Source organism: Haloplanus sp. CK5-1 (assembly GCF_037201915.1).
GTDB lineage: Archaea > Halobacteriota > Halobacteria > Halobacteriales > Haloferacaceae > Haloplanus > Haloplanus salilacus.
Genome location: NZ_CP147505.1, coordinates 2665648 through 2684608, shown reverse-complemented (window position 1 = coordinate 2684608; position 18961 = coordinate 2665648). Strand labels below are relative to the sequence as shown.

Genomic DNA, 18961 nt, shown 5'->3' with positions numbered 1-18961 from the left:
CGGGTCAATGCAGGATTTCGAGGGGACGTTCGGCCGTGGGAATCTGAACGAACAGGTGTCGATCGACTCGCTCATGGACGACTGTGGCCTGGACGAGTCGGAGATCGAGTGGCGAAAGGAGTTCGTCGGCTTCGACGAGACGGACGCGACGCGGCTCGCCGACCTACAGCCGCTGTTCGAACGTCAAGCCGATCGGATCGCGGAGGAGTTCTACGACAACCTCACCGGACGCGCCGAGACGCAGGCGGTGCTCGATCGCTCCGAGAAGAGCGTCGAGCAGTTGAAACGGACGCAGTCGGCCTATCTGGTCACGCTCGCCGGTGGGGAGTACGGACTGGACTACTTCGGGAACAGAGCCCGGATCGGGAAACTCCACGATCTGCTGGAGATGCCGATGAAACAGTACATCGGCCAGTACGGCGTCTACTACGACCTCATCATGCCGTTGTTGGTCGAGCGGATGGGTGACCGTCTGATCGACCAACTGGACGGGGAGGACGTCGAGAGTACCGTTCGATCGGAACTCGACGAGGGGTTGGCCGACATTCTCGCAGTCCTTCGGATCATCAACCTCGACATGCAGGTGGTCGCGGACACTTACATCCACTCGTACAACCAACAACTTGCGGACACCATCGACGAGCGCGAGCGTCTGATCGAGGACGTGGAGCGCGACCTCGCCGATCCGGTCGCCGAACTGCGCGACTCCACCGAGTCCGTCGCCGCGAGTGCGGGGTCGATCAGCGAGATCGCCGACGACCAAGCCGACTCCATGTCGGAGGTGTCGAGCGAGGTGTCGAACATGAGCGCGACGGTAGAGGAGATCGCCTCCACTGCGGACGAGGTCTCCGAAACCAGCGCCCGCGCCGAGGAGTTGGCGGCCGACGGCCGCGAGGCGGCGACCGAGTCCATCGAGACGATGGAGCAAGTGAGCGCTACCACACACGAAGCGGCCGCCGATGTCGACCGGCTAGAGGAACGGATCGACGAGATCGACGAAATCGTCGAAGTGATCGACGGAATCGCCGACCGGACCAACCTGCTGGCACTGAACGCCTCCATCGAGGCGGCGCGGGCGGGCGAGGCCGGTGAGGGGTTCGCGGTCGTCGCCGACGAGGTGAAGGGGCTGGCGGAGCAGTCCCAAGAACGCGCCGGGGAGATCGAAGAGATGGTCGACGATATCAAATCGGAGACGGCGGCGACGGTGGACAGCCTCGAAGAGACGACCCGGGAGGTCGATCGGGGGATGGAACGAATCGAGGCGGCCATGGAGAACCTACAGGATATCGCGGACGCCGTCGCCGACGCCTCCCGGGGGATTCGAGAGGTCTCGGCGGCGACGAACGATCAGGCTGCCTCGACGGAGGAGATAGCCGGGATGATCGATCAACTGGTCGAGCAGGCCGACCGCGTCGCCGACGAGGTCGCACACGTCGCAGCGACCAACGAGGAACAGGCGGCACGCGTCGCACGGATCGACGAGACGGTGCAGCGACTGAGCAGTGACTGACGATCACCGGGGGCGGGTTCGCAGACGGAGGTAGGTTCAAGCGTTCGGAGTGTGAACCGGCGAACACGATGGCGCTCACCGGGACGGGAGCACTCCCGTGATCGAGACGTTCACGCGGCTGTTCGGTACCGATCCGGTCGTCCACGGTCTCGTGGGGGGACTGGTCATCGCGACGCTCAACCTGTTCGGCGCGTCGCTGGTGTTCGTCTGGCGGAACCCGTCGGAGCGTGCCCTCGACGGGGCGCTCGGCTTCGCCGCGGGCGTGATGCTCGCGGCGAGTTTCACCAGCCTGATCATCCCCGGGATCGAGGTGTACTCGGGTGGTAACCCGCTCCCCGTCCTCGTCGGCGTCGGACTCGGCGCGCTGTTTCTGGATCGCTCCGACGTGCTGGTGCCCCACGCCCACTATCTCGTGACCGGGCAGCGACGTTCCGACGCCGCCGACCCTCGCCGCGACCCGTCGGTCGACGACTCGCGGTTCGCCGGCGTCGTCCTGTTCGTCCTGGCGATTACCCTCCACAACATCCCCGAGGGACTCGCGGTCGGGGTGGGCTTCGGGAGCGGCGACCTCGAGACGGCGATTCCCCTGATGTTCGCCATCGGCATCCAGAACATCCCCGAGGGACTCGCCGTGTCGGTAGCGGCGATCAACGCGGGGTTGGACCGCCGGGCCTACGCCGTCTTCGCCGGGGTCCGCTCGGGCGTCGTCGAGATCCCGATTGCCGTCATCGGTGCCTACGCCGTCGGAACGGTGTCGTTCCTGCTGCCGTACGCCATGGGCTTCGCTGCCGGAGCCATGCTGTTCGTCATCAGCGACGAAATCGTCCCTGAGACACACACGGGTGGCCACGAGCGCATCGCCACCCTCGGAACGATCTTCGGGGTGATCGTGATGCTCTATCTCGACATCGCCCTCGCCTGACGCGGCCGGTGTTCCCAGCCGTCTGGAAAGGACGGGGGTTCATATGACGGCGGCGCTCCTACCTCGATACACGATGAACAGGGGAGCCGAGTTCACCTTTCACTGTCCCGAGTGCGGCGAGTCCATGGCCGTGAACGCGCCGATGCGGGAGGCGCTCCTCGACCACGGGTGTGTCGTCTGTGGGTCCGCGCTCTCGCCGAACGCGTTCCGTTCCGACGGCTGATGCCGCCGATTCGCGGAAGATATAAAGAGTCATCCCGCCGCTCCCGGAGACATACCCATGACCGTCGAGCAACAGGCCGTGCTGACCGACGCCGAGATCGACGCGGTCTTGGGGCGTCACGAGACGGGCGTCCTCGCGCTGGCCCGCGAGGACGAGCCCTACGCGGTCCCGATTTCGTACGGCTACGACGCCGACAGCGGGGGGTTCTGCATGCGACTCGTCTCCACCCCCGGCAGCGAGCGGGAACCGTTTCTCTCCGGATCGCCACGCGTCCGGTTCGTCGTCTACGAGGAGGGGGAGACGACCTACTGGAGCGTCGTCGCGACCGGGCGACTCGAAGCGGTCCCCAGAGCCGACCTCACACCCGAACACGTCGAGCGATACGGCACGGCCAAACGACCGCTGTTCGAGGCCTGGGACGCACCCACGGAGGACCTCGACGTCGACCTGTACGAACTCGATCCGGCGGAACTGACCGGTCGACGGATCGAAGTCGACGGCGGGACCTGACTCAGCCTTCGAGGATCGCGTCCAGCAACTTGGTCTGGGCGGCAGCCAGGTGTTCGGTGAACGTCGTCCCCGAGATGTCTAGTGTGTCGGCCACGTCGCCCGCGTTCGCCCCCTTCGGGTGGTCGAAATACCCCATCTTGTGGGCGCGCTCCAGCACTTCCCGCTGTCGCTCGGTGAGGGCCCCTCGGTCGACGAACACGAGGTCGTGATCTCCTTGGTCGCCGGTGGATCGAAGGAGTCGCCGGATATCGACGGTCGGATACTGCTCCCGGAGCGTCACGATGATCTCCTGTAACTCGCCCATGTCGGCGGCGTGGAAGACGAGATAGAGGACGCCGTCGCGCGTGTGGACGTCGACGACGGGGCAGCCGAACTCCTCGACGCACTCGCACGGACAGCCAAGCCCCAGGTCGCGGCTGAACCGGTAGACCGTCTTCGATCCGTAGGTGAACACGGCCTCCACCTCCTCGTCGACGTCGTCGAACGTCGGATCCACACCCTCGGCCGAGTCTTCGAGCATGAACTCCTCGGTGACCGATCCGGTTCGCCCCGGGTCGATGCTCCGCGACACGGAGGCGGTAGCGGAGTCGGTGCCCGCCACCGCCTGCGTGACGGGACACGTTCCGTCAGCGTCGACCTTCAGTTCGACCCGAATCCCGGAACTCATGGCATCCCCCTTCGACGCGGATGGTCCTAAGCCTGGCTATCTATTGGACCCTCCCAGCGGTCGAAGCCGAGGAGGTGTATAAAATACCCCTGATATAGAGGGTGTATGCTGGTGAGGGTTGCGGGTGTGGATACGTGTGATCACCGATGGCCGTCGCCACTCCACAGAACGAGCGCCCGACCGACGAAACGACCGTCGACGACGAACCCGAGATACAGACGGTTCTCGACGCCCTGCAGGACGACGACTGCCGGGCGGTCCTCGCTGCCGCCAGCGAGGAAGCCCTGTCCGCGAGGGAACTCTCCTCGGCGTGTGACCTTCCCCTCTCGACGACGTACCGGAAACTCGACGCCCTGACCGAGGCTGGACTGCTCGCCGAGCGAACGCGACTCTGTCCCGACGGCAAACACGCGAGCGAGTACCTCCGTGCAGTCGACGACGTGGTGGTCTCGACCGGTACGGACGGCGGATTCGAACTCACGGTGTCGAAGCGGGCGGTCGGAGACGGTGTCCGTGGACGAGGCGACTGAGACGCGACCGTGGGACGACGGACCGCCACCCTCGTCGGTCGCCCGCCGACTTATGACGCTGTGGACCCTACGTGACACCATGGATCGACGAACTCCGTTCGACGAACTCGACCGACTGTTCGAGCAGATGCAGGAGAACTTCGAGAACGCGGCGGAGTTGTGGGATCCCGACGCCGTCGAGACGGGGGTCCCGACGACGGCCGGACTTCGGATCGACCTCGAAGACAGGGGTGACGAACTCGTCCTGACCGGGGACTTACCCGGATTCGAGACGGCGGACATCGACGTGCGCGTCGACGACCGGACGCTCCACGTCTCGGCCGAACGCGACGAGGAGACCGATATGGAGTCCCAGGACGGCGAGTTCGTCCGCCGCGAGCGCCGCCACTCGTCGGTTTCGCGATCGGTCTCCCTTCCCACCGCCGTCGACACCGCCGAGATCACCGCCACCCACGACAACGGTATCCTCACGGTCCGGATGCCCAAAGCCGACCCCGACTCCGAGGGAACTCGGATCGACGTGAACTGACGGGACGGACGGATCGGCCCGCTATCCCTCGTACTCCGCGTAACTCACGCAGTACCCTTCCGGATCGATGGTGCCGGCGACGATGGCACACGCGCCCATCCCGTCGTCGTTCATATCCTCGATGTAGAACCGGCAGTTCGAACACTGCTGGCCATCCTGTGGTTCTTCCTGGTAGTTCACTGCGTCCTGCGAGGAGAGGGCCTCCGGATCGCGCTCCGTGCCGTCCAGACTGGTCGCCGTCTCGTACTCGCTGGGCACGCCGCCGTCGCCGCCGTCGCCACCGCTCGTCGGCGTGGCCGTCGCCGTGGCGGTATCACCGCCGTCGCCGCCGTCACCACCGCCGCCACCACCGGAACAGCCTGCCAGTCCGGTTGCGAGTCCGCTTCCAACCAGTGCGAGGAGTCGTCGTCGATCTGCCGCAGTGGGACGTTTGTCCATGATCGATCATCGGGTTCCAACGACGAATAAGCTCTGGTGTGGCCGTCGAACTCGCGGACGAGGATACCGACATTTTTGTCACCGTCCCCGCTATGCTCGCGGTAGGGCGTGTGGCCTAGCGGACAGGGCGAGAGGTTCCTAACCTCTAGACCGCGGGTTCGAATCCCGCCACGCCCGTTTTCCTCAACAGCGATTAGGATTTACCGGACAGCATCGGGATATTCCGTCTTCATTTATGTACTCCCGCGTCACCGCGTAGCGAGAGTCGAACCCGCGTCGAGTCGGGGGTCGGCTCCGTCTGGCGTTCGTATTGAATCATACGGGCCAGATCAATATGCTTTGTCACCTCAGCGGTCCCCGATGCGTGTGCAGTGGACGAGGTTACCTACAAAGTGCCCTGTGGGTCTCGGAAGACGGGTATGAGCGGCCCTATGGGAACCTTCGGAGGAATGCGAGATGTTTCGGAGAGACGCATCAATCCTACTCGAACGGTTGCCAGAGACGGTGCTACACGCCCATGATACCCCACCGAATACGTGACGACGGTATCCCCTCTCAGTCAACCAGTGAGAAGTCTCGATCTACCTCTCGAATCAGTTTGCACAGGTCTTCCCCATCGACGAGCTTGACGTTCGAGTCTACCGCGACCTCCGATGCGTTCGAGGTGAAGCGTCCGGTCGTTACGACGATCACTGCATCCACATTATCCTCTTGAGCATACAGACCCGCATACTGCTGAACCTCGCTGCTGCTCACGGGGTTGTCCGAACTGTACCGCTTGGCCTGAATGATCTGTTTCTGTGGGACAGGTGAATCCTGCTCGGCGATCACGTCTATACCTCGATCCACCGATGCGGTAGTCACCGACGTTCGCCATCCGATCTCGTTCCATAGCTCGGCCACGAGGTGTTCGAACTCGTACTCGTCCATCGACTGGAGCGTGGCCAGTAACTGTTGGTCGGGGAGTTCACCCAGTGTAGTCGTTGGTGAGTCCTCTTCGGTAGTCTCAGTGTCTGGCTGGCTCGGTACTCCTTGGGTGTCAGGGATCTCTTCAGCTTCCGACTCCAGCCGTTCAATCCGAGAAATACGCTTATCCATCGAGGGATGGGTTGCGAGTAGACTACTCGCTATCCCACCTGAGAAGTCGACGAAGCTGATCGCGCTCCGGCTCGCGCTCATATCTACCTCATCGACACGTCGTTTCTCCAAGCGTAGCTTCTCCAGCGCACTTCGCATCCCGTCGTAGCGCCCTGTGACTCGAACGGCATCCTCGTCGGCAACGTACTCGCGGTAACGGGACACCATTCCGACGAAGATGAGGAGGAAAAGGTGAACGCAGATGCTTACGGCCCCACCAACGAGACGGACGAGCCAAGGGTGCTCGGAATCCAGCGAGGCGAGAAGGAAGATGATGAACAGACCGGATGAGACGAGAGTAACGACAGAAGTCCCGAGACCCATCAGGATTGAATCTCGATTCCGAAGATGAGCGAATTCATGAGCGACGATCGGCTCTAACTCGTCAAGCGACATTCGCTGAACGAGACCCCTGTGGAGGAACACCTTCCCGCTTCCTCGCCGACCTAGCGCGAAGGCATTCAAGCGGTCGCTCTCGATCAGGTACATCTTGGGCTTCGGGATGTCTAACTCGTCGGCGATCCGATCCGCTCGCTCGTGTAGCTCTGGGTGATCGTCAGGTGTGATTTGTCTACTCTCTTCTGTCCACAGGGGAAATTGAACCGTTACGAGGTACTGGAGCACTACGAGCAGGGGAAGCCCCACGACAGCGACCCATATGCCACCGATTGCGAACAGAAGCAGTCCGATGAGTGCGTACACACCCATCAAGACGGTACTGGCGATGCCCATCCGGATCGTCAAACTGAGATCTCTCATCGACAATCCCCCCGTGGGACGCAAATATTATTCACGTTACTTGTTAGTTTTCGCTGACCCATACAGAACCCACTTCGGACGAGAATCAGATCAGCCGTCTGTACCTTCAGACGGACTGACTTTCGTTCGAGCGTTCAGACGGATCGTGGATGGACTCCAGTGCTCAGGCAAGGCTTCGTCTGAACCTTCAGCGAGTCTTCCTCGTATCTCGATGATCTGTCCGTACAATTGTTCTTCGAGCCTCCGGAAGAGTCGAGGAAACCTCATAGATCGCACCGTCCTGACCGTCTTCACAACTAAAGAGACAAGATCCGTTCTCAGGTCACGCAAAGTCCTGTAGACGACCCTAACAGGTATTGGAATCTCGTAGGTGTGTGTCCCCAGTTGATCGCTCGAACCTTTCTCATCCGCCCCTGTGGTGGTGTCGACGATCCCAGCGTCGACTGTGGTCGTCGTTCCCCGCTCAGAAGTCGTCGAGGGTGTAGCTCCCTGTCTCATCGTCCCCATCCCGATTACCACTCGTATCCCCACGGAATCCCTCGTTCGAATCCGGGATCATCCCGCTGCCTTCATCCTCGTCGTCGATCAGTTCCTCGACAGTCCCCTCGTCGAATTTTTCGAGGGCGGACTTCTTGTCCCAGACTTCGACGTGGGCGAGAATGTGCGACTCTTCAGTGGAGTGTCCCTCCCGCTCAGCATCGTTGAATGCTTCGCGGTATTCGGGGTTGCTCACCATTGTATCCCAGTTGGGATCGACATTCCAGTATTCGGAGTCTTTTCGCTCAGCCTCGGCGGAATTGGGTTCTGAGTCGGACATTATTATCTTCTCATCTTACCGTTCTGGTCGTTGACTGGAGAGTCTCCTATTCTACTCCGCTCGGTGGCCCACCTTCTTAGCTTGAGCCAGAATGAGATCTCTATTCTCCACTACCCATTCCTCGCCCTTCCGTTCTATCGTCTCCTCCAGTATTTCTTGTCCTCGGGGAGTCAGTTGTTCTTTCAAATCACTCAGATCCGTCATATTCGTTCACCTCCCCTATGTCCCCTTTCTGGTCCCCATCCTTCCGGTCGTCGAAATTTGGCCCGCTACATTCAGTTGTCTCATCAACAGGAACTACCTGCTCTCCATTAACGTATATTTCGCCGTCTCGTTCCTCTACCTCGCCCTGTTTAAGACGATAGACGAGTTCATTACTGCTCATTCTATCGCCTGACTCTGTTTCGTAATATCGATCCTTCTGGTTCCCCCAACTAAGCAACGTACTCTCACCTTCTGAATCAGGTACTTCCATAACTAGGATGTCTGCCTCTATCTGATACGGTGGTCCTGCATCCTCCTCCGAACGTAGATCGTCGATGGTGTTCTCGACATGGACCCTAAACCGTGCAACGGCTTTGTCGATATTCTCCTCCTCTACTGTGTGGTGGTATTTCCAGCGTTTGACCGAAGGAACAGAGAGATCAGTCATAGCGGCTAATTTCATTCTAAGCTACTTGTTTGTTTTCGCTGACCCCTCAGAGAAAGCTGTTCTATTGCTTTCCATCCCATCGGTCAGAGATTTCTGTGATGGGACTGGTGCCGGAGACGAAGATTCGAATCTTGGAGGCGCTAGACGAGGAGCAAGCGCACGGGTATCTCCTTGCGGAGCGCCTTGACCTCTCTCATGGATACATCTACACTCACCTGAAGGAACTGCGTCAAGAGGGCATGATTGAGGTCGTCGATGACTCCGAGGACAAGAAGATCTACGGACTGACGGAGAATGGCGAGTACCTATTGAAGGCTCTGACCGACCGGAACTGAGACACTACTTCTCGTTCGACTACCCACCCCCGATGAATGGCTGAAAATTGCTCCCGCCCTCTGCGCGAGTGTCTCTTGAAGAGCTTGAACGAGAGTTTCGGGTTTCGGTAGATAGTCCGATAAGCTTGTCTGATAGTGTCTAGGGAACTGTTTTACCGATAGAGACGCTGGCGTTGGTAATGGGTCGGCTTGACGATATCACGCTCGAAGAACTCTACGATCTCAAGGACCAGATCGACGAAGGGAAGCCGCGAGAACGTGTTCTCGCGGCGATCGGGCGCAAGAAGGGCGATCAACTGGATACACTGGCTGACCGCCACGGTGTTGTCGAGAAAACGATTCGCAACTGGCTCGATCGGTTCAAGGAAGAACCGATCGAGCAGGCACCTTACGACGCTCCTCGACCAGGAGGTCCAGCAAAAATCGAGGGCAAAGATCGTGAGCGACTGTTCGAGCAGTTGCAACAGCCGCCGACCGAACTCGGATACGACCAGCAAGCGTGGTCAGCGAAACTCTTGCTTCATCACGCCAAAGAGGAATACGGCGTCGAATACCACGAAACCTACGCGTATGACTTGTTGAAAGAGGCCGGGCTGTCCTTGCGGACAGCACGGCCTCAACATCATGAAGCCGACCCTGAAGAGAAAACTGAGTTTCAGGAGACAGTCGAAAAAAACGGCCCGAACTAACCGAGAAAACTGTCGTTGTTGTCGATCAGTTCACCAAGCACGTCGGAACTGTTCAGCGACGTGGCTTCTACCCAATTGGCTCAAACCCGACAATAGAGGTTGCAACAGCGTGGGATTCAGTGACGGTGCTGGGCGCTGTCACCGACGACGGTGACAGCTTCTTCTGCTGGACAGAAGAGAATCTCACACGGAACCACGGGATTCGGCTGTTAGAAGCGCTGAAAGACAAGTTCGGTGAGGAGTTAGTGGTGTTTCTGGATCGAGCGGGTTACTTCTACGCGAGGGATCTGTGGGAGCACGTGAGTGGTGAGCGCGAGACCGAAACTGTCGGAGACAGTTCGGTCTCGTGCGTGCGAGGGGATGATCTCGAAGTGTGGTACTTCCCGTCGAAACTTCCCGAATTGAACGCTGTCGAAGGGTGCTGGGACCAATTGCAAGAGTGGTTCAAGTATCGCCTTATGCCAGATCTCTCGACGCTGAAAGAATGCATTCCACGAGGATTGAGCGCGATCACCGAACCGAACATCTGGCCGTATCTCACCGGTAAAGATTCGAACTAAACACTATGAGGGTTCAGACGGAGAAAGAGACTGCTACTCTGAGTATGGGAACCTGTGAAGGTGTAGGGGTGACACGACATGAAGCGGGCTTGATGTGGCTTTTGTGTCTGAACCTTCAGCGAGTTCGCGCTCTGTAGTGCCGAGCAAAAGATGACTCGTTTACAGCTTCAGACGAATTTAGGAACGAACTCGCAAGGTTCCCCTTATCTGAATCTTCAACCAGATCCGTACAACCGTTCCATCTGCATTTGCTGAATTTGTCGACCTCGTCGTCGCTGGAACTCGGCCTGCTGCTTCCTTTCTCGCTGGACTCTTAACTGACGAGACGATTTTTTCGGAACAATTCCCTTAGACTCCCTACAACGGGATTGTTCCGAAAAACGAGTCGGTGACCTTGGAGCCGGGAGGTTGACCTGTCCATATGGGTTGCGGGAGTCAATTCCGCTGTCAATCCAGACTTTCGCTCCACCTCGTCCATCTTCGGCACGACGTTCCGAAATCAAATCGGTTGGAAGGTCTCCGAGAACCGCTCTGACCGTCCGGGGATGACGGTCTGCTTCGTCTGCAATCTTCTTTGTCCTCGCTTCCTCAAGTTGTTTGAGTGATCCGATGATATCTTGCTCGGCTGACGACCATGTGTCGATAGTAGTCTCTTCAGGGTTCGAAACAACTGGAATCCAGTCAGGTAAGGCGATAGTGTCGACGTACACTGTCGCTCCATCACCCTGTCTCGCAAACCGGAAGAGAGCTTGCAGTACACGATGTTCACGCATATGCTGAAGGATTTTGTCACCGAACTCCCCGTATGATTTGTCGAGCCCACTTTTACCGTTTGACTTCCCAGCAACACCGGCGAGAGCGGTCCATTTTTTGATTACATCGTTCCCGTAGTGAGGAGATCCAAAGATGACTCCAACATCAACGTCATTAAGCTCATTCGACCCGATTAGATTCCCAAAGTATGCCGTCTCCAATCCATCAAGCTCGCCTACCTGTTCCTTGAGATCATCAAGACCGCGCCTAGACGAGATGAGTCCCTTCGTCCCGGTGTGCTGTCTTTCAACCTCGTTGAGTAACGATGCATCTCGGTCGGATTTTGTAGTCCCGCCAGAGTACGGGCGGACGTTGGTCGTAGTCGGGATTATCCGTAGATTTTGGATGGCCGTCACGTACTGTTGGCGCTCAGTTTCGTCAAGCACTTGCTGATGGTCCAGTCGTCGATTTCGGTCGTAAAACCCCAGTGCCAAATCCCACATCGGCTTCGTGGGTGTGCCATCAAGACCTAGGACGTGTTCTGGAAGACCCGGCGGATTGAGAATGTGGACAGTGCCTTCATTACGGTTGAACACGCCAACTCGGTTTCCGCCAAGAATGGCTGACTCCCATCCGTTGCCGAGATCCTCGCCTTTGAGCAGCGTTAGAACACAGAGACCGGCAAGTTTGTGCCTCTTTTCGATATTCTTCCGGAAGAGAGATTGCTCGTCAATCAGTGAGACCTGCGTGAGTTGGTCGAGTGCTATCCGCCGCAGATACTCCTTGTCTCGATTCTGTAGAAGGTCCGCGTAGTCATCGAATAGCAGTCCCCGATCTCGGAGGAAGGTACTCACGACATCAGCTGTGTCCTCAATATCGGTGATATAAGCGTCTCCGGGGAACTCGTCGAAGACTGGGACCCGATTTTCGACGTATTCCTCAACATAGGCGTGCTTTGGATGACCAACAAGGACATCGTAGTTGTCAGGGTCGAAGTCGATTGCTTTCTCGTATGGACACGGTCCCGATTCCTGACAGGGAAGGTCTAACCGATCGTGGATATGACTGGGAGATGCACCGGCGTTCCGGAGGGCGTGTATTGGCTGTTGAGTGTCGCCGTGGTTTTCACCGAACGTCGGGCATAGCTCATCAACTGCTGGCAACGTTTTACAGGTAAGCCCGAAGTCACGACACCACTTTTTATACTGATCATACTGCTCTTTCCGACCCCGCTGGGTGAAGATAACTACCTGTTCGCCTGTTCGGTTGATAGCCTCAACAAGGCCGCGACTCTTCCCAGTTGCAGGTAGTGCATCAATTAAACTCGGACTCTGCTTATCGAGTGCATCCTCGATTGTAGAAACGACTCGATTACGGACATCTTCCAGCGTGTCGATCGAGCTATTCGCCGAAGCTTTGGGTGTTGGGTTCGTAGTTGCCATCGCAGTTTGCCAGTCTTGGGTTCAGGCGGCTGCGTCTCGTCGGGGACTGGTGATCCCCGGCATTTGTTGTCTAACTAATCGTTACTATCGGAGTCTAGCTCGTCCGCTGCCTGTCGGAGAAACTGGTTCCACGACAGATTGAGTCGTTTCTTCGTCTTACGAGCCTCGTTGCGAGCGTCTCGATGGGCACGTATCGTCGTGTATCCGTCTGGGTTACCCATACGTCCCTTTGGGTATGACTCAATTTATATCACTCGTGGTTCACTTCGACACCCATGACAAACTGAAACCCGGTACGGGCGGTCGAATACGCGTCTGAAGGCTCAGACGTAATGTGTCAATCTAACCTCAGAGGGTCAATCTTCCCCTTCGAAGCCAACCCCACCTATTATTCACCCTCGCTCTTATCGACAGACCAAGCATACACTCCCATGCAAATCTCCGAACTTCTCACTCCCCGCGACGAAGTCCTCGAAGGACGATTCCAAGGGGTCCTCCAAGCCCACAAGGTCACTGGCGATGACGAGCGACTTGAGAACGATCCGAATCGCTTGCTCACTGCTACGTACCCCTCGAACGCCCTCCGGAACATCTTCGATCGAGTCGCCGACAAGCTCAACGGGCGAGACAGTCAGGGCGGAATCATGCTTACCGGACCGTATGGCTCCGGTAAGTCCCACGGGCTACTCGTGCTCTACCATATGTTCAATCACCCAACTGTCGCCCAATCGTGGGCCGACGAGTGGGACATCCCGATCGACCTCCCGACGGACTCCGATGCCGCCATCGTCTCGACGAGCGAGACCGATGCGGATCTGATCTGGGAGCCGATCTATCGTAGTGCGGGGCGAGAGGACGTATTGGAGGAGATCGATCGGTATCCCACGACCGATCACGTCGAGAAGTTGGCCGAGAACGGCACCTTCGGTGTGTTCTTCGACGAAATCGAGTCGTGGTGGGAATCGTTCTCCGAGGAGGCCGACAGAGATCTGCTCGAACGCAATCGCTTCTTCCTCCAGAACCTTCTCGAAGTCGCCAACGATCCGAACGGGGATCTCTTCGCTTTCATCACGCTCCTCGACAGGAGCGACCGGCTGAAGGAGATCCTCGACCGAACGAATCCGCACGCCGAAGATCTGAACGCCACGGGCGACCGCGAACGGATCATCATCCACCGGCTGTTCGAGGGGACGCCGGACGACATCGACGAGAGCACGGTTCGATCGGTCGTGGAGCAGTACGTCGACAGCTACGAGTTCCCGATCGAGATCGACGAGCCGAAACGCTACGAGAATCGGATGGTCGAGACCTATCCCTTCCATCCGGAGTTGCTCGACCTGCTCGACAGTATCTACGAGGCAGCCCGCGAACGCCAGAACGTCCGGGGCGTGATGAACGTCCTCGCCGACACCGTCCGTCAGGTACACGACGAGACGGATCTCGTCGTCACCTCGGATGTCAACCCGCGGGCGTTCCGGGGGATCAACCGAACGCTGTTCGACCGATTCACCTCGGACAAAGAGGAGCTTGGAGAAACCGAGCACGGAGTCGACCTGCTTCAGGTGATCCTCCTCTACACGCTCGACGATCGATCCCAGATGGCTTCGACGACCCAGTGCCTTCTGGGAACGTTCAAGCCCGACGAGACGACCGTCGACCGCCTCCACATGACGCTAGAGGGACTCTACGGCACGGCTCACTACCTCGACAAACAGGACGGGAGCTACTTCATCACCGAAGACCCGAAGCTGACCGCGCTGATCACCCGCGAGCAGGAGCGCATCCTCGAAGAGAACCGTGATCGGGCCGTCGAGAAGCTCGTGGACGTTGTCCGAGACGAGGTGTTCGACGGCAGTGTCTACGTCTACGGCTACGACGACGTACCGGACGAGAGCAAGCAGACGTTCGTGGTGACGCTGGAGAACATCTCCAACGGGACACTCACGTCGGAACTGAGTGCGTTCTTCGAGGAGCGACGGTATCAGAACACCGTCCAGTTCATCACGCCGAAACAAAGCGTCCTCGAAGACGACGACATCGTCAGTAAGGCGGCGCGGGTGTTTGGAGCGGAGAATCTTCGCGGCAAGGTCGAAGACGAGCAGGGTGAGCTTGAGCCGCTGATCCGCGACGAGTACCGACAGCTCCGGAAAGAATTGGAGGATCGCTACGGGAAGTGGGTCAAGTGGAGTAGTACCCCGGACGGTGATCTCCGGCTCCGTCGAATCACGGTCGATCCCGACATCGAAGCGGTCAAGGAACGGATTGGGAAGGACACGACCTACGTCGGGGAGGAAATCGTTGCCCGCGTCAGGGAGAACGAGGGTGGTATTCGCGTCGGATCACTTCTCAACGACTTCCTCCAGTTCCGTCGCCTCCCTGTCCTTCTCGACGAAGGTGTGTTCTACTCCGCCGTGAGCGAACTCCAGCGGAAGGGCGATATCGTACTCGAAGGCAATCGAGCCAACTTCTACGTCGGCGATCTCGGTCAGTATCCCACGGAAATCGAGGACGAGATGACGATTCGACATCCCGACAAGCTCCCGGAGTCGGTATTCAGCGAAGAGTCCGATGATGACGAAGACGAAACAGGGGGTGACGACTCGGGAGGAGGCATTACCGACTGGGGAGGAGATGATGAAACGGACGACAAAATCGAGGATGATTCGAACGGAGACGACGAGACCGAATCCACCGGGACGGAGCGGTCGACCGAAACCGTCGAAGTCTCTCTCGAAGGGAACTCGGCACGGGTGCTCAAGAGCACCGCCGAATCGAGAATCAACGAGACGACCGACACTGCCACGCACGTCCGACTGTCCTACGATGTCGACGCCCTCTCGAAGTCGGAACTCATCGACCTCATCGACGGACTTCCGGACGGCGAGAAGATCGAGGCAACGGTGGTGATCGAGCGTGACGCTGACGAGTGAGCGACTGGAGTCGCTAGTCGAGGCGGACGATCCCGTAGATGTCGTTTGGGAGGTCCTGTGGGACATCTGGTGGCCGCCGTCTGAAGGTCCAAGCGAGCACTACGACCACGACCGAGAGTGGGCATCGGTTGAATTGGAGCGGACGCTCGTCGACATCTACTGGGAGTTTTACAGCGAGGTACTCCCGTGGCGCTGTGTCAACGAGGCGTCGATCGAAGTTCCCGACGACGGTGCGTTCCTCGTCATGGACGCGATGAGCGTCCGCGAGGCTGCACTGTTTGCCTCGGCGCTGGAAGCGGATGGGTACGACGTGGACGTGAGTTACTCGTATGCGACGGTTCCCTCGGAGACGACACCGTACAAGAACCGTGTCGGGTGTTCGGATCTCGAACGGGAGTACCCCTCCGCGACGGTTCGAGACCTCGATCCCTCGCTGTCGGGCGACGAACGGTTCGTCTGGAGCCGATACCCCGACGCCCTGCTGGAGAACATTCAGGAGGGGAAGACCGAGCTATCGTCGGTCGAGGACGCCTACGACGACTCCCTCTACGTGTTCCGGTCGATCCTCGACCAACTCGACGCGGATCGGATCGTCGTCGGGGCGGATCACGGCTACGTGCGGGAGGAGTCGGGATACTCCTTCGCCATTAGCGAGCACGAGAAGAACAGACTTCGAGACACGTTCGGCGGTCAGCGATTCATCAGCGTCGACGAGGCTGACGCGGACGACCTCGTCGAGGATCGGCTGGCGGTCGAGGCGGACGGTTACTATATGCCGGTCGGTCGGTACACTTGGCCGGTTCGCGGGAAATACAGCGTCTATCAACACGGTGGTCTGAGTCTCATGGAATGCCTTACCCCTCGTCTGGAGGTTCAGCGATGACGGATCGACGCCCGATCGAGATCTCGTTCCCCATCGATCAGGTAAACGAGATCGCGGAGAAAGAAGCCCACGCCAAGCGGTACTACCGTCCCGTCTACACCATGCACAAGTGGTGGGCGCGACGGCTCGGCTCGGTCTTCCGGACGATGCTACTCTACTCTCTCGCCGACGGGGAGATGTCCGTCCGTGGCGAGCGACAGTCGACGTTCCAAGAGGAGAACGGGCTTCCGGAGATCGACTGGGACAACCCTGACGCGCTCTGGGAATACTACCTCGAAGATGTCGACTTCGACGGGAAAACCGTGCTCGATCCGTTCATGGGCGGCGGGACGAGCATCGTCGAGTCGCTCCGCTTGGGGTGTAACGCCATCGGGAGCGAACTGAACCCCGTCGCGTGGTTCGTCGTCAAGAAGGAAGTCGAGCCGGTCGAACTAGACGAACTCGACGCCGCGTTCGAGGAACTCGAAGCGAGCGTCGGCGAGGAGATTCAGGACTACTATCGAACGGAGTGTCCGCACTGTGACGAGCACGCCGACGCGATGTACTACTTCTGGGTGAAGGAGTTGCCGTGTCGGAACTGTGGGGAGAACGTGCCCCTGTTCAAGGACTATCGGCTCTCGAATGCTCGGTCATCGAAGGACGACCACTACAACGTTATCTGTCCCGACTGCTGGCACATCTTCGAGACGGACGATTATCGTAGTGAGACGACTTGCCCCGAGTGTTCCTGTGAGTACGTCCCGAAAGACGCGGGGCACGTCACGCGGAAGAACTACACCTGCCCGCACTGTGACGAGCATCCCGAGATGTCGATCATCGAGAGCGTCGAGCGATTCGGTAAGCCCGAGGAGTCGCTCTACGCCGTCGAATACTACTGTCCTGAGACGGACGAGAAGGGATACAAACCTGCGACGGAGTTCGACCGAGAACTGTTTGCGGAAGCAGAGTCGGAATTTGAAGAAAAGCGATCAGAGCTACCAATCCCTGAAACAGAGCGGTACGTCGGTACGTCTGACTTCGCTCGGAAGCACGGCTACGAGCGGTACGATCAGATGTTTAACACTCGACAGCTACTCGGTCTCTCAAAAATTCTCAGCGAGATCGACAATATAGAAGATCAAAACATCAAGGAACTCCTCTTATTGGCGTTTTCAAGCTCTCTGGCGTACAATAATATGTTCTGCGAGTACGATAAGCCATATAATAAGCTCACTGGGATCTATAAGCGGCACACGATTACCGCTCGCCACACCCCCGTTGAGAATAACGTCTGGGGGACAGAGTATGGGCGAGGAACATTCTCCGGTGAATTCGACAAGATGAGAGCAGGCAAGGAATTCTGCCAGAACCCCTACGAGAAGTACGTCGAAAACGGTGAGACAAAACAGCGCGACGGCGTCGGGAAGATAGAAGGCTTCGTGACTGACGACCCCGACCGCATCGGCGACCCCGTCGAAGGTCTAGAAGACGCGACCTACAATATCCACCTCCGCTGTGGGACCTCAGAGTACCTCCCGGTCGAGGACGAGAGCGTGGACGCCGTTGTCACTGACCCACCGTACTTTGACAACGTCATGTACGCGGAAGTGGCGGACTTCTACTACGTCTGGCTCAAGCAGGTGCTCGAAGAGGAGTACGACCACTTCACCGCTGAACTCACACCGAAGGCGAGCGAGGCGGTCGTCGATCGTAAGGGAGAGGACAACGTGGAGACGTTCCGAGACGAGGGCCATTTCATCGAGACCCTGACGAACGTCTTCTCGGAGTCCCACGACAAGCTGAAGGATGATGGAATCATGGCCTTCACGTTCCATCATAAGGACACGGAAGGTTGGAGTTCGGTACTCAAGTCGGTGCTCAACGCAGGATTCTACGTCACCTCCCTGTACCCCATCCGCGGGGAGATGCGTGGCTCGACCCATATTCATGAGAAGGCCAACATCGAGTACGACATGATTGTGGTGTGTCGGAAGCGAGCGGAAGACCCCGAAACGGTCAGTTGGCGCTCGCTGGAAGACGAGATCTACTTCCGCGCCGAGGAGGAAATCAATCGCCTCGAAGAGAGCGGCTCGCGGCTCACGCAAGGGGACATCTTCGCCGTGACGATGGGCAAGTGCCTCGAAGTGTACTCCCGTCACTTCCCGAACGTCACCCACGAGGAGAGCGAGATGTCGGTCGACGACGCAGTGGGGACGATCCGCGACATCGTCGACGAGCAGCTGATGGAAGAGCGTATCCAGACCCTCAGCGACGAAATGGACGCCCTCAGCGCCGTCTACCTGACCTACGTGCTCGGTCGGGGCGACACCGTCTCCTACAACTCGCTCAACAAGGATCTCCGGACGCGGGGCGTGGATGTCGCCGAACTCGTCACGGAGCGCCTGCTCCAGCAAGAAGGGGATCAGTTGGCCGTGCTCTCTCCCGAGAAGCGAGCCGAAGCCATCGAGGGCAAACGCGACCCGCTGGCGATCGATCGGGCGCACTACCTCCGATACCTCTACGAGGCCGACCGCCTCGCTCAGGAGTTCGGAAAGTGGAGCGACACCGAGTCGATCGCAGCCCTGCGACGACTCGCAGAGATCGAGAACGACGAAGACTACGCGGACATCGCCGACTACGTCGAGGAGCGTACCGACGAACAGCTCGACCTCGACGACTTCTGAGCGCCACAGGTT

Annotated in this window: 17 protein-coding genes, 1 tRNA gene and 1 pseudogene; 13 read left to right on the top strand and 6 right to left on the bottom strand. The window is 58.7% G+C overall.

What is annotated here, in order from left to right; genetic code table 11:
* Window positions 1–7 precede the first annotated feature (7 nt).
* From NBT81_RS14220 to NBT81_RS14205, 4 genes are all read left to right on the top strand, one after another.
* Window positions 8–1510: a globin-coupled sensor protein gene (locus tag NBT81_RS14220; protein ID WP_338739506.1), complete on the top strand. Its 1503-nt coding sequence runs from the start codon at window positions 8–10 to the stop codon at window positions 1508–1510.
* 97 nt (window positions 1511–1607) lie between these two features.
* A complete protein-coding gene (locus NBT81_RS14215) occupies window positions 1608–2432 on the top strand; it encodes a ZIP family metal transporter (RefSeq protein ID WP_338739505.1) in 825 nt (274 codons plus the stop codon).
* A 73-nt stretch (window positions 2433–2505) separates the two neighbouring features.
* A complete protein-coding gene (locus tag NBT81_RS14210) occupies window positions 2506–2655 on the top strand; it encodes a DUF7560 family zinc ribbon protein (RefSeq protein ID WP_338739504.1) in 150 nt (49 codons plus the stop codon).
* Between the two features lie 57 nt (window positions 2656–2712).
* A complete protein-coding gene (locus NBT81_RS14205; protein WP_338739503.1) occupies window positions 2713–3165 on the top strand; it encodes a pyridoxamine 5'-phosphate oxidase family protein in 453 nt (150 codons plus the stop codon).
* Between the two features lies 1 nt (window position 3166).
* Here NBT81_RS14205 and NBT81_RS14200 read toward each other — a convergent pair whose 3' ends face one another.
* Window positions 3167–3832 (bottom strand): helix-turn-helix domain-containing protein, encoded by a 666-nt coding sequence (locus NBT81_RS14200; protein ID WP_338739502.1) that lies wholly within the window; start codon window positions 3830–3832, stop codon window positions 3167–3169.
* Between the two features lie 146 nt (window positions 3833–3978).
* On the opposite strand from NBT81_RS14200, the gene NBT81_RS14195 reads away from it, so the two are divergent.
* Both NBT81_RS14195 and NBT81_RS14190 read left to right on the top strand, forming a co-directional pair.
* Entirely contained in the window at window positions 3979–4362 is a 384-nt protein-coding gene (locus NBT81_RS14195; RefSeq protein ID WP_338739501.1) for a helix-turn-helix domain-containing protein, read from the top strand.
* A gap of 79 nt (window positions 4363–4441) precedes the next feature.
* Window positions 4442–4891: an Hsp20/alpha crystallin family protein gene (locus NBT81_RS14190; RefSeq protein WP_338739500.1), complete on the top strand. Its 450-nt coding sequence runs from the start codon at window positions 4442–4444 to the stop codon at window positions 4889–4891.
* Window positions 4892–4912: 21 nt separating this feature from the next.
* Here NBT81_RS14190 and NBT81_RS14185 read toward each other — a convergent pair whose 3' ends face one another.
* Window positions 4913–5329: a high-potential iron-sulfur protein gene (locus tag NBT81_RS14185; RefSeq protein WP_338739498.1), complete on the bottom strand. Its 417-nt coding sequence runs from the start codon at window positions 5327–5329 to the stop codon at window positions 4913–4915.
* A gap of 104 nt (window positions 5330–5433) precedes the next feature.
* Between NBT81_RS14185 and NBT81_RS14180 the strand changes: the two genes are divergently transcribed.
* Window positions 5434–5506 (top strand) — tRNA-Arg (locus tag NBT81_RS14180).
* Window positions 5507–5884: 378 nt separating this feature from the next.
* Here the strand turns inward: NBT81_RS14180 and NBT81_RS14175 are convergent.
* The 3 genes from NBT81_RS14175 to NBT81_RS14165 all read right to left on the bottom strand — a co-directional run bounded on the left by NBT81_RS14175 (window position 5885) and on the right by NBT81_RS14165 (window position 8694).
* Window positions 5885–7225 (bottom strand): M48 family metalloprotease, encoded by a 1341-nt coding sequence (locus tag NBT81_RS14175; protein ID WP_338739497.1) that lies wholly within the window; start codon window positions 7223–7225, stop codon window positions 5885–5887.
* Between the two features lie 463 nt (window positions 7226–7688).
* Window positions 7689–8042, bottom strand: a complete 354-nt coding sequence (locus NBT81_RS14170; RefSeq protein ID WP_338739496.1) for a hypothetical protein — start codon at window positions 8040–8042, stop codon at window positions 7689–7691.
* 187 nt (window positions 8043–8229) lie between these two features.
* Complete coding sequence (locus tag NBT81_RS14165) at window positions 8230–8694, bottom strand: hypothetical protein (protein WP_338739495.1); 465 nt, start codon at window positions 8692–8694, stop codon at window positions 8230–8232.
* 98 nt (window positions 8695–8792) lie between these two features.
* Between NBT81_RS14165 and NBT81_RS14160 the strand changes: the two genes are divergently transcribed.
* From NBT81_RS14160 to NBT81_RS14150, 3 genes and pseudogenes are all read left to right on the top strand, one after another.
* Window positions 8793–9029: a winged helix-turn-helix domain-containing protein gene (locus NBT81_RS14160; protein ID WP_338739494.1), complete on the top strand. Its 237-nt coding sequence runs from the start codon at window positions 8793–8795 to the stop codon at window positions 9027–9029.
* 179 nt (window positions 9030–9208) lie between these two features.
* On the top strand, window positions 9209–9718 hold the full coding sequence (locus NBT81_RS14155) for an IS630 family transposase (protein ID WP_338739297.1): 510 nt from the start codon (window positions 9209–9211) through the stop codon (window positions 9716–9718).
* A 71-nt stretch (window positions 9719–9789) separates the two neighbouring features.
* Window positions 9790–10278 (top strand): annotated as a pseudogene (locus tag NBT81_RS14150) (IS630 family transposase); the annotation flags it as partial.
* Window positions 10279–10493: 215 nt separating this feature from the next.
* On the opposite strand, the gene NBT81_RS14145 reads toward NBT81_RS14150, so the two are convergent.
* Window positions 10494–12473, bottom strand: a complete 1980-nt coding sequence (locus tag NBT81_RS14145) for a hypothetical protein (RefSeq protein WP_338739493.1) — start codon at window positions 12471–12473, stop codon at window positions 10494–10496.
* Between the two features lie 431 nt (window positions 12474–12904).
* On the opposite strand from NBT81_RS14145, the gene NBT81_RS14140 reads away from it, so the two are divergent.
* Genes NBT81_RS14140 through NBT81_RS14130 form a run of 3 tightly spaced genes read left to right on the top strand, consistent with a single transcriptional unit; the run spans window position 12905 to window position 18949 of the window.
* Window positions 12905–15403 carry a DUF499 domain-containing protein gene (locus tag NBT81_RS14140; protein ID WP_338739492.1) on the top strand — a complete coding sequence of 833 codons (2499 nt, stop codon included), beginning with the start codon at window positions 12905–12907 and terminating at the stop codon, window positions 15401–15403.
* Window positions 15387–16286, top strand: a complete 900-nt coding sequence (locus tag NBT81_RS14135; RefSeq protein WP_338739491.1) for an alkaline phosphatase — start codon at window positions 15387–15389, stop codon at window positions 16284–16286. The genes NBT81_RS14140 and NBT81_RS14135 overlap by 17 nt, the downstream gene beginning before the upstream one ends.
* Window positions 16253–18949: a DUF1156 domain-containing protein gene (locus NBT81_RS14130; protein WP_338739490.1), complete on the top strand. Its 2697-nt coding sequence runs from the start codon at window positions 16253–16255 to the stop codon at window positions 18947–18949. The genes NBT81_RS14135 and NBT81_RS14130 overlap by 34 nt, the downstream gene beginning before the upstream one ends.
* Window positions 18950–18961 lie beyond the last annotated feature (12 nt).

Bases quoted from the DNA above. Each gene is read 5' to 3' on its own strand.
- NBT81_RS14155 (WP_338739297.1), top strand. From the start codon at position 9,209: ATGGGTCGGCTTGACGATATCACGCTCGAAGAACTCTACGATCTCAAG.
- NBT81_RS14140 (WP_338739492.1), top strand. From the start codon at position 12,905: ATGCAAATCTCCGAACTTCTCACTCCCCGCGACGAAGTCCTCGAAGGA.
- NBT81_RS14190 (WP_338739500.1), top strand. From the start codon at position 4,442: ATGGATCGACGAACTCCGTTCGACGAACTCGACCGACTGTTCGAGCAG.
- NBT81_RS14210 (WP_338739504.1), top strand. From the start codon at position 2,506: ATGAACAGGGGAGCCGAGTTCACCTTTCACTGTCCCGAGTGCGGCGAG.
- NBT81_RS14160 (WP_338739494.1), top strand. From the start codon at position 8,793: ATGGGACTGGTGCCGGAGACGAAGATTCGAATCTTGGAGGCGCTAGAC.
- NBT81_RS14200 (WP_338739502.1), bottom strand. From the start codon at position 3,832: ATGAGTTCCGGGATTCGGGTCGAACTGAAGGTCGACGCTGACGGAACG.
- NBT81_RS14185 (WP_338739498.1), bottom strand. From the start codon at position 5,329: ATGGACAAACGTCCCACTGCGGCAGATCGACGACGACTCCTCGCACTG.
- NBT81_RS14205 (WP_338739503.1), top strand. From the start codon at position 2,713: ATGACCGTCGAGCAACAGGCCGTGCTGACCGACGCCGAGATCGACGCG.
- NBT81_RS14195 (WP_338739501.1), top strand. From the start codon at position 3,979: ATGGCCGTCGCCACTCCACAGAACGAGCGCCCGACCGACGAAACGACC.
- NBT81_RS14165 (WP_338739495.1), bottom strand. From the start codon at position 8,694: ATGACTGATCTCTCTGTTCCTTCGGTCAAACGCTGGAAATACCACCAC.
- NBT81_RS14175 (WP_338739497.1), bottom strand. From the start codon at position 7,225: ATGAGAGATCTCAGTTTGACGATCCGGATGGGCATCGCCAGTACCGTC.
- NBT81_RS14130 (WP_338739490.1), top strand. From the start codon at position 16,253: ATGCCTTACCCCTCGTCTGGAGGTTCAGCGATGACGGATCGACGCCCG.
- NBT81_RS14170 (WP_338739496.1), bottom strand. From the start codon at position 8,042: ATGTCCGACTCAGAACCCAATTCCGCCGAGGCTGAGCGAAAAGACTCC.
- NBT81_RS14220 (WP_338739506.1), top strand. From the start codon at position 8: ATGCAGGATTTCGAGGGGACGTTCGGCCGTGGGAATCTGAACGAACAG.
- NBT81_RS14145 (WP_338739493.1), bottom strand. From the start codon at position 12,473: ATGGCAACTACGAACCCAACACCCAAAGCTTCGGCGAATAGCTCGATC.